At 71.2% G+C, this 8,345-nt stretch carries 9 protein-coding genes; 2 read left to right on the top strand and 7 right to left on the bottom strand.

Features of this window, described 5'->3' with window-relative positions; genetic code table 11:
* The coding region (gene lpdA, locus VFM98_RS00515; RefSeq protein ID WP_325107930.1) for a dihydrolipoyl dehydrogenase at nt 1-1,562 on the top strand (1,562 nt) is incomplete at its 5' end.
* Between the two features lie 42 nt (nt 1,563-1,604).
* On the opposite strand, the gene soxA is transcribed toward lpdA, so the two are convergent.
* The 7 genes from soxA to VFM98_RS00480 all read right to left on the bottom strand — a co-directional run bounded on the left by soxA (nt 1,605) and on the right by VFM98_RS00480 (nt 7,050).
* Nucleotides 1,605-2,360: a sulfur oxidation c-type cytochrome SoxA gene (gene soxA / locus VFM98_RS00510; RefSeq protein ID WP_325107929.1), complete on the bottom strand. Its 756-nt coding sequence runs from the start codon at nt 2,358-2,360 to the stop codon at nt 1,605-1,607.
* Nucleotides 2,360-2,683, bottom strand: a complete 324-nt coding sequence (locus VFM98_RS00505; RefSeq protein WP_325107928.1) for a thiosulfate oxidation carrier complex protein SoxZ — start codon at nt 2,681-2,683, stop codon at nt 2,360-2,362. The genes soxA and VFM98_RS00505 overlap by 1 nt, the downstream gene beginning before the upstream one ends.
* A gap of 14 nt (nt 2,684-2,697) precedes the next feature.
* Nucleotides 2,698-3,177 carry a SoxY-related AACIE arm protein gene (locus tag VFM98_RS00500; protein ID WP_325107927.1) on the bottom strand — a complete coding sequence of 160 codons (480 nt, stop codon included), beginning with the start codon at nt 3,175-3,177 and terminating at the stop codon, nt 2,698-2,700.
* A 9-nt stretch (nt 3,178-3,186) separates the two neighbouring features.
* Nucleotides 3,187-3,627 carry a sulfur oxidation c-type cytochrome SoxX gene (gene soxX, locus VFM98_RS00495; protein ID WP_325107926.1) on the bottom strand — a complete coding sequence of 147 codons (441 nt, stop codon included), beginning with the start codon at nt 3,625-3,627 and terminating at the stop codon, nt 3,187-3,189.
* A 5-nt stretch (nt 3,628-3,632) separates the two neighbouring features.
* Nucleotides 3,633-5,825, bottom strand: a complete 2,193-nt coding sequence (locus VFM98_RS00490) for a xanthine dehydrogenase family protein molybdopterin-binding subunit (protein WP_325107925.1) — start codon at nt 5,823-5,825, stop codon at nt 3,633-3,635.
* Nucleotides 5,822-6,322, bottom strand: coding sequence for a (2Fe-2S)-binding protein (locus tag VFM98_RS00485; protein ID WP_325107924.1), 501 nt, complete (start codon nt 6,320-6,322; stop codon nt 5,822-5,824). Before VFM98_RS00485 ends, VFM98_RS00490 begins: the two co-directional genes overlap by 4 nt.
* 137 nt (nt 6,323-6,459) lie before the next feature.
* Complete coding sequence (locus tag VFM98_RS00480; RefSeq protein WP_325107923.1) at nt 6,460-7,050, bottom strand: C40 family peptidase; 591 nt, start codon at nt 7,048-7,050, stop codon at nt 6,460-6,462.
* A 123-nt stretch (nt 7,051-7,173) separates the two neighbouring features.
* On the opposite strand from VFM98_RS00480, the gene VFM98_RS00475 reads away from it, so the two are divergent.
* Nucleotides 7,174-8,319, top strand: coding sequence for a PQQ-dependent sugar dehydrogenase (locus VFM98_RS00475; protein ID WP_325107921.1), 1,146 nt, complete (start codon nt 7,174-7,176; stop codon nt 8,317-8,319).
* The last annotated feature ends 26 nt before the right edge of the window (nt 8,320-8,345 follow it).

Genomic DNA, 8,345 nt, shown 5'->3' with positions numbered 1-8,345 from the left:
GGGGAGAGGGGGCAACAGCCGCTCCGCAGGGATCTACAGCCGCTGTGGTTTCCTCTCCCTCTCCCGCCCAGGCGGGAGAGGGCCGGGGTGAGGGCAAGCCAGCACCCGCCGGAAGCTACTCCGGCGGCGTCGACCTCGAATGCGAGATGCTCGTCCTCGGCGCCGGCCCCGGCGGCTACTCCGCCGCCTTCCGCTCCGCCGACCTCGGCATGAAGACCGTCATCGTCGAGCGCTACGCCACCCTGGGCGGCGTCTGCCTCAACGTCGGCTGCATTCCCTCCAAGGCCCTGCTGCACGTGGCCGCCGTGATGGACGAAGTGAGCCACTTCGAATCGCTCGGCGTCTCCTACGGCAAGCCGACCATCGACCGCGCCAGGCTCAAGGCGCACAAGGACAAGGTCACCGGCAAGCTCACCGGCGGCCTGGCCGCGATGGCGAAGATGCGCAAGGTGACGGTGGTGCGCGGCATCGGCACCTTCCTCGATCCGTACCACCTGCAGGTCGAGGAGACCTCCGGCAACGGCAAGGACACCACCGGCAAGAAGCAGGTGATCCGCTTCCGCAATGCGATCATCGCGGCCGGCTCGCAGGCCGTGTCGCTGCCCTTCATGCCGAAGGATCCGCGCGTGGTGGATTCCACCGGCGCGCTGGAACTGGCCACCGATCCCAAGCGCATGCTGATCCTGGGCGGCGGCATCATCGGCCTGGTGATGGGCACGGTGTACTCCACCCTCGGCGCGCGCCTGGACGTGGTGGAAATGCTCGACGGCCTGATGCAGGGCGCGGACCGCGACCTGGTGCGCGTGTGGCAGAAGATGAACGCGCCGCGCTTCGACAACGTCATGCTGAAGACGAAGACCGTCGGCGCGGAAGCCACCAAGGACGGCATCCTGGTGCGCTTCGAAGGCGAGCAGGCGCCCAAGGAGCCGCAGGTCTACGACCTGGTGCTGCAGGCCGTGGGCCGCTCGCCCAACGGAAAGAAGATCGGTGCCGAGAAGGCGGGCGTGAACGTCACCGACCGCGGCTTCATCCCGGTGGACATCTCGATGCGCACCAACGTGCCGCACATCTTCGCCATCGGCGACATCGTCGGCCAGCCGATGCTGGCCCACAAGGCGGTGCACGAGGCGCACGTGGCCGCCGAGGCGGCGGCGGGCGAAAAGTCGACCTTCGACGCCCGCGTGATCCCGAGCGTGGCTTACACCGATCCCGAGGTGGCGTGGGTCGGCCTCACCGAGGACCAGGCCAAGGCGCAGGGCATCGCGATCAAGAAGGGCCATTTCCCCTGGAGCGCCTCCGGCCGCGCCATCGCCAACACACGCGACGAGGGTTTCACCAAGCTGCTGTTCGACGCCGAAACGCACCGCATCCTGGGCGGCGGCATCGTCGGCACGCACGCGGGCGACCTGATCAGCGAAGTGGCACTGGCCATCGAGATGGGCGCCGACGAAGTCGACATCGGCAAGACGATCCACCCGCACCCCACGCTCGGCGAGAGCATCGGCATGGCCGCGGAGATCGCGCACGGCACGTGCACGGACGTGCCGCCGCAGCGGAAGTGACTCTTGCTCCCTCCCCCTCTGGGGGAGGGTTGGGGTGGGGCGCTAGGGACGCACCGCCGGCGTCTCCACCTTCATCCCCATCGCCCGGTTGGCGAGATACAGCTCCAGCTCGGTGAACTCGATCGACCCCGCCGCGAACGGCTCGGCCCGCACGCCGGTCATGCAGCCGCGCACGCGCCGCCACAGCGACCCCAGGCCCTGCCACTCCAGCCGGTAGATCGGGTAGCCGGTCGCGTGCCCCTGCGGGATCAGGGAGCCGGCCAGCTTGCGGCCGGCGTGCTGTTCGTGGCATTGCGCGCACGACAGTTCCAGCTGCCCCATGCGCTGGCGGAACAGCGCCTCGCCGCGCGCGGCATGCGGCGCCAGGCGCGGATCGGGCCGCAGCGCGATCGGCAGGCCGCGCGACTGCAGGCCGACCAGCGTCTCCAATGCCAATAGCTCGTCGTGCTCCGCCGGCCAGGCGGGCTGCCCCTGGTGGCGCTCGCGGCACAGACTGATCCGGGTGGCGAGATCCACCGGACGCCCCAGCACCTCGTCCCAGGCCGGATAGCGCGCCGCCACGCCGCGCAGCGCGGCCGGCTCGCCATGGCAGCCCGCACAGGAGCGCGCGGACGCCGAAGGCGCGCGCGCCCACAACTGCTCGCCCTCGGCCGCCCACAGCATCGCCGGGTTCAGCGCATCGTCGCGCTGCATGGCCTGCGTGGCGGCGCTCATGTCCTCGAAGCCGGAGCGGCGAGCATCCTCCGGCGCGGCCCAGGCCGACGCGGCGAGCAGCGCCAGCACCGCCGCGCGCCGCATCACGCCACCTGCAGCGGCCGCCGCTCGACCTGCGAGAAGCCGCGGTCGCCCTGCCATTCGAATTCCAGCGTGCCGCTCCGGTCGGCGACCACGTGGAAGGAGAGGAAGGGATTGGCGGCGATGGCGGGCGAGAGCTCGGCGCTGAACACCGTCTCGCCCTCGTAGCGGCAGGTGAAGCGCCGCAGGATGTCGCGCGGGATCGGCTTGCCGTCCATGCCGGGGCGAAAGCCCGTTTCCATGCCGTGCGCGATCGTCACGCGCACCTGGATCGCCTCGCCGCGGCGGGCGGTGGCGGGGAACTGGATCAGCGTGCGCGCGGCCATGGCGGTGGGCGGGGTCAGGAGGAGGTGGTGGTTTCCAGGCACGCGGCCGTGATGACGATGACGTCCACGCTGTCGGACCAGACCGTGCCGTCGTTCATGCGCGCCAGCGCCACCAGTTGCTGGCTGGTGGCGAGCCGGATCCGCGTCGCCACGTCGGCCTTGCCGGAGCGCGGGCCCAATTGGAAACGCGCCACGTCGCGCTGCGGGTTCTTCTCGTTGAAGACGGCGATCTCCGTGACGTGGTCGGCCTCGGTCATCGGGCTTTCCACGGTGACGCGCATCGGCACGACGTTGCCGTTGTCGACCATCTGCGCGATCTCCAGCTTCACGCGGCCTTCGCGCACCTTCTGCGGCCCGGCGAACTGCGCCACCAGGGTGGCGAGCGCGGGCGGCTCCTGCGCGGCGGCCGGCCGCACCACCACCTGCACGGCCGCCGCCGCGCCCGCCTGCAGCAGCAGTCGGCGGCGGGAGGGGCGCGGGCGCGGAGTGGGCATGCCGCAAGCCTAACGCAGCGTCGCCAGCCAGGCGACCACGTCTTCCACCTGTTGCGCGCTCAGGATGGGTTTTCCGGCCCAGGCCGAGCCTACGCGCGGGGCCTGCTGCGGTGCATGGAAGCCGGGCATGATCGTGGCCGGGTTCAGCCGCCGCGGATCGGCCACGCGCAGCCGCAACTGCGCCTCGCTGTAGCGCGCGCCGACGCCGGCCAGGTCCGGCGCGAGCTCGCCCTGGAAGCGCTCCTCCGGGATCGGCGCGGCGTGGCACAGGAGGCACAGCCCCTGCTGCCGGCTGGCAACGATCGCGCGGCCGCGCTGCGGGTCGCCGCGCAGGCCGGCCAGCGGCTGCATGATGCCGTCGCCTTGGACGGCGTAGGACACCAGTTCCTGCGCCGCCGCCGGGGCGGCGCAGGCAACGGCGAGCAGGCCGGCCACGACCGCTCGCCGCATCGCCTTCACGCGCGCTTCAGGCTGTGGTGCCGCACCGGCAGGTCGCGGATGCGCTTGCCGGTGGCGGCGTAGATCGCGTTCAGCACCGCCGGCGCCGCCACCGCGATCGTCGGCTCGCCCACGCCGCCCCAGAAGCCGCCGCTCGGCATCACGATCGTCTCCACCCTCGGCATGTGCCGCATGTGCACCACCGGGTAGGTGTCGAAGTTGGTCTGCTCCATGTGGCCGTCCTTGAGCGTGCATTCGCCGAACAGCGCGCCCGACAGGCCGTAGGCGAACGAGCCCTCCACCTGCGCCTCGATCTGCTGCGGGTTGACCGCGTGGCCGGGGTCGGTGGCAGCGACGATGCGGTGGATCTTCAGCTCGCCGTCCGGCGTGACCGACACCTCGGCGCAGGCCGCCACGTAGCTGCCGAAGCCCATGGTCTGCGCCAGCCCGCGGTACACCTTCATCCCGTTCACGTCCGGCGCCGGACGGCCCCAGCCGGCGCGCTCGGCGACGGCGTTGAGCACCGCGAGGTGCTTGGGATGGCCGGCCATCAGCTTGCGGCGCAGCGCCAGCGGATCCTGGTTGGTGGCCGCCGCGATCTCGTCGATGAAGGACTCCAGGTAGATCGCGTTCTGGTTCAGGTTCACGCCGCGCCAGAATCCCGGGGGCACGGGCGGGTTGCGCATCGCGTGGTCGACCAGCAGGTTGGGGAAGCTGTAGCCGATCGAGGCCTCGGGCCCGGGCGGGTTGAGGCCCTGGAACACCACCGGGTCCTTGCCGTTCTGCACGTTCTGCGGGAACACCGCCGCCAGGATCGACTGCCCCGAGATGCGCATGTGCAGCGCGGTCACGTTGCCCTGCGCGTCGAGCGCCGCGCGCAGCTTGCACTGCGTCACGGGGTGGAAGCGGCCGTGCAGCATGTCCTCCTCGCGGCTCCAGATCAGCTTCACGGGCGTGCCGGGCACCTCCTTCGCGATGGCGACGGCCTGGATCAGCCAGTCGTGCTGCGCGGCGCGCCGGCCGAAGCCGCCGCCCAGGTGCAGCTTGTGGATCTCGCACTGCGGCAGCGGCACGCCGGCCGCTTCGGAGAGCGCGGCGAGCGCCGATTCCCCGTTCTGCGTCGGCGTCCAGGCTTCGCAGCGGTCCGGCTTCCACAGCACGGTGGCGTTCTGCGGCTCCATGGTCGCGTGGTTCTGGTGCGGATACGAGTACACCGCCTCGACCACCCGCGCCGCCGAGGCGAAGGCCGCCTTCACGTCGCCGTTCTGGTTGCCCACGGCGGCCTCGGGCGCGTCCAGCCCCGCCTTCAGCATGGCGGCCACGGCGGCGCTGTTGGCGTTGGCGTTGGGGCCGTGGTCCCATTCGATGGGCAGCGCGTCGAGCGCAGTCTTGGCGTGCCACCACGTGTCCGCCACCACGGCGACGGCGCTGTCGCCCACCCGCACCACCTTCTTCACGCCGGGGCGGCTGCGGATCGCCGCTTCGTTGAAGGACTTCAGCTTGCCGCCGAACACCGGGCAATCCTTGATCGCCGCATTGAGCATGCCGGGCAGCCTGACGTCGATGCCGTAGACCTGCTTGCCGGTGACCTTGTCGGGCGTGTCCAGGCGCGCGAGGCGCTTGCCGGCGATCTTCCAGTCCTTCGGATCCTTCAACACGATGTCGGTTGGCGGCTCCAGCTTGCCGGCCGCGGGCGCGAGGTGGCCGTAGGAGAGGCTGCGGCCGCTGGGCCCGTGCGTGACCATGCCGTTGGCGGCGCGGCATTCGGCCACGGGCACTTTCCATTCGTTGGCCGCGGCCTGCACCAGCATCATGCGGGCCTGCGCGCCGCCCTTGCGCACGTACTCCTGCGAGCGCCGCACGCCCTGGCTGCCGGCGGTGAAGAAGTCGCCCCACACGCGCTTGCGCGCGAGGTTCTGGCCGGGGCTCGGATACTCCCAGGTCACCTTGGCCCAGTTCGCTTCCAGCTCCTCGGCCACGAGTTGCGCCAGCCCGGTGAGCGTGCCCTGGCCCATCTCGGAGCGGGCGATGCGGATCACGACGGTGTCGTCCGGCTTCACCACCACCCACGCATTCACCTCGGGGGCCGCGACGGCCTCGGCGGCGACCTGCTGCGCGAAGGGGATGTGGAAGCCCACCACCAGGCCGGTGGCGGCGGAGGCCTGCAGGAAGCCGCGGCGGCGGATCTTCGCGAGGGTGCTGCTGCTCATGTCGTGCTCCCGTCGGCGTGCTGGATGGAGAGCTGGGCGGCCTTCATGTCGCCGCGCGCCACCGCGTGGATCGCGGCGCGGATGCGGTTGTAGGTGCCGCAGCGGCAGATGTTGCCCATGGCGACGTCGATGTCGGCATCGCTCGGGTTCGGGTTGCTCTTGAGGAGCGCGGCGGCGGCCATCACCTGGCCGGACTGGCAGTAGCCGCACTGCGGCACGTCGAGCGCGACCCAGGCCTTCTGCACGGGATGCGTGCCGTCGGGCGAGAGGCCCTCGATGGTGGTGATCTTCTCGTTGGCGCCGATGCTGGAGACGGGCCGCACGCAGCTGCGCGTGGGCACGCCGTCGATGTGCACGGTGCAGGCGCCGCAGGCGGCGATGCCGCAGCCGTACTTGGTGCCCGTCAGGCCGAGCTGTTCGCGCAGCACCCAGAGCAGGGGCGTGTCGCCCTCCGCCTCGAATTCGCGCACGACCCCATTCACAGTCAGTTTCGCCACGCCGATCTCCTCGAGGGACTGGTGAGGCGAGGGATCGTACGGGCGTACCCGGGGTCGCGTCCTAGCGAAATCCCGATGGTTTCGGGGGACCCGCGAGAAGGGCCCGCCTCAGTCGCAGGTCGAGGTAAGCAAGCGGCTTACTGCGAGTCGGCCGGCGGCGCCTCGGGTGCGTGCGTCAGCACCCGGCGGGCGCCGTCGAAGCGCCTGGTCCAGTAGGAGACGCCCATGTCCTCCACCCGCACCTGCGCGCCGGGGCGCGGCGAGTGGATGAACTTGTTGTCGCCGATGTAGATGCCCACGTGGCTGAAGGCGCGCCGCATCGTGTTGAAGAACACCAGGTCGCCGGGCTGCAGGTCCTTGCGGTCGATCTTCTGGGTGGCGGCAGCCTGCTCGTCGGCGCGGCGCGGCAGCACCAGGCCGACGGCCTGCTCGTACATCGCGCGCACGAAGCCGCTGCAGTCGAAGCCGGTGTCGACCGAGCTGCCGCCGCGGCGGTAGGGCACGCCGAGGAAGCCCATCGCCGTGACCACCAGCTCGGAGGCGCGCTGCCTCACGTGGCTGGCGCCGGCGGAGACGCGGTCGCCCATGGTGGTGCGCACTTCCTCGAGCCGGTCGACCAGGCGCTTTTCCGCCATGAAGCGGCCGACGTCGTCTTCGGCCGAAGCGGGCGGCGCCGCGTGCGCGCCCGTGGCGGCGAGCAGCAGCGCAAGGCTGAGCATGCGCACCATGGGCGCGCAGGTTAGCGTCCGGCTGCGCCGGACGTCAAGCGGGCAAGGCATGGCAGTTTCTTCAGTCGTATCGGTTTGCATCCGGGCCCCGGAATGCGGCAGGTCGGGAACAATGCTCCCGCCATGAACGGACCTCACCGATGCACGACGCGCCGCCCGCTCTGGGGCCGGCTGGCGGCGTCGCTTCCAGCCCTTATTGTCGCAGCCCTGGCGCTGCCGCCCGTCGCCGCGCAGACACCGCGGGGCGAAACGGTCGCCGGCGGCCTGGAGCACCCCTGGGCGCTCGCCTTCCTGCCCGAGGGCCGCTTCCTCGTGACGGAGCGGCCCGGGCGCATGCGCATCGTCGACGCGCAGGGCCGCTTGTCGGCGCCGCTCGCGGGCGTGCCGAAGGTCGCCGCGAGCGGGCAGGGCGGGCTGCTCGACGTGGTGCTGGACTCGGGCTTCGCTTCCAATCGCACGCTCTATTTCTGCTTCTCCGAACCGGGCTCGGGCCGCAGCAACAGCACCGCCCTGGCGCGCGCGCGGCTGGCGGCGGACGCGAGCCGGCTGGAGGACGTGCGCGTGATCTTCAGCCAGAAGCCCAAGGTGGCCAGCACCGCGCATTTCGGCTGCCGGATCGTCGAGGCGCGCGACGGCACGCTGTTCCTCACGCTCGGCGAGCGCTTCTCGCGCAAGGAGGACGCGCAGGCGCTGGACAACCACCACGGCAAGATCGTGCGCGTGAACAAGGACGGCACGGTGCCGCGCGACAACCCCTTCACCGGCCGCGCCGGCGCGCTGCCGGAGATCTGGAGCTATGGCCACCGTAATTCGCAGGGCGCGACGCTGGGGCCGGACGGGCGCCTGTGGCAACACGAGCACGGCCCGCAGGGCGGCGACGAGATCAACCTGCCGCAGGCCGGCCGCAACTACGGCTGGCCCGTGATCACGTATGGCGAGAACTACGGCGGCGGCCCGATCGGCGAAGGGATCACGAAGAAGGAGGGCATGGAGCAGCCGCTGCACTACTGGGTGCCCTCGATCGCGCCTTCGGGCATGGCCTTCCTCACCAGCGACCGCTATGGCGCGGGCTGGAAGGGCAACCTGTTCGTGGGCTCGCTGAAGTTCGGCTATCTCGATCGCATCGAACTGGCCGACGGCAAGGTCACGCGCGAGTCGAAGCTGCTGCAGAACGTGGGCCGCGTGCGCGACGTGCGGCAGGGGCCCGACGGCCTGCTGTACGTGCTGACGGACGAGGGCGACGGGAAGCTGGTGCGGCTGGTGCCTTGAGTTTCTTTCCCTCCCCCTCCGGGGGA

The organism is Ramlibacter sp. (genome assembly GCF_035706265.1).
Classification (GTDB): Bacteria; Pseudomonadota; Gammaproteobacteria; order Burkholderiales; family Burkholderiaceae_C; genus Ramlibacter.
The sequence above is the reverse complement of the archived record's forward strand: the minus strand, read 5'-3'. Positions and strand labels throughout refer to the sequence as shown.

Bases quoted from the DNA above. Each gene is read 5' to 3' on its own strand.
- VFM98_RS00490 (WP_325107925.1), bottom strand. From the start codon at position 5,825: ATGAGCAGCAGCACCCTCGCGAAGATCCGCCGCCGCGGCTTCCTGCAG.
- VFM98_RS00475 (WP_325107921.1), top strand. From the start codon at position 7,174: ATGAACGGACCTCACCGATGCACGACGCGCCGCCCGCTCTGGGGCCGG.
- VFM98_RS00505 (WP_325107928.1), bottom strand. From the start codon at position 2,683: ATGGCCGCGCGCACGCTGATCCAGTTCCCCGCCACCGCCCGCCGCGGC.
- VFM98_RS00500 (WP_325107927.1), bottom strand. From the start codon at position 3,177: ATGCCCACTCCGCGCCCGCGCCCCTCCCGCCGCCGACTGCTGCTGCAG.
- VFM98_RS00480 (WP_325107923.1), bottom strand. From the start codon at position 7,050: ATGGTGCGCATGCTCAGCCTTGCGCTGCTGCTCGCCGCCACGGGCGCG.
- soxX (WP_325107926.1), bottom strand. From the start codon at position 3,627: ATGCGGCGAGCGGTCGTGGCCGGCCTGCTCGCCGTTGCCTGCGCCGCC.
- soxA (WP_325107929.1), bottom strand. From the start codon at position 2,360: ATGCGGCGCGCGGCGGTGCTGGCGCTGCTCGCCGCGTCGGCCTGGGCC.